Here is a 574-nt window from a genome sequence, read left to right as displayed (position 1 = left end):
CAAGCGCCTGTTCGACAACTTCGTCACCTACGTCAACCGGACGAACGCTGGTTCGGTCGAATCGGCGGCCTGAGCGTTCCGCCAGCCGCGAGCCGTTTTCGAGTCGCATCCGAGCCGCCGTCGAGTCGTGCCCCTCTCGCTGCCGAGCCGCGCCGCCCCGCTTTCGTCACCGACTTTTCGGTCGTCCGTCTTCCCCGAATCTCGACCGAGCGAATCGCTTTTCACCGCGCCGGGCGCAGGGTCTATCATGCTCGATTATCTGGAATTGGAGGGCGACCTGACCGGCGAAGAGAAACTCGTCCGCGACGAAGCACGACGATTCGTCGAAGAGCAGGTGAAACCCGATATCGGCGACCACTTCGAGCAGGGAACGTTCCCGATGGACCTCATTCCGAAGATGGGCGAGCTTGGGTTTTATGCGCCTAACCTCGACGGCTACGGGCTTCCCGGACTCGGCGAACGTGCTTACGGACTCCTGATGCAAGAACTCGAAGCGGGCGACTCGGGGCTTCGTTCGATGGCGAGTGTGCAGGGGTCGCTCGTCATCTACCCGATTCACGCCTTCGGGTCGGAA

1 protein-coding gene is annotated in these 574 nt (G+C 62.2%); it reads left to right on the top strand.

From position 1 onward, the window contains the following. Positions 1 to 247 precede the first annotated feature (247 nt). Positions 248 to 574, top strand: a 327-nt coding sequence (locus DVK06_RS17005; protein ID WP_199718762.1) for an acyl-CoA dehydrogenase family protein, incomplete at its 3' end; no start/stop codon positions are given.

The organism is Halorubrum sp. Atlit-28R (assembly GCF_003665955.1).
GTDB classification, from domain to species: Archaea; Halobacteriota; Halobacteria; order Halobacteriales; family Haloferacaceae; genus Halorubrum; species Halorubrum tropicale.
Note: the sequence above shows the minus strand (reverse complement) of the source record. Positions and strands in the feature narration are given on the sequence as shown.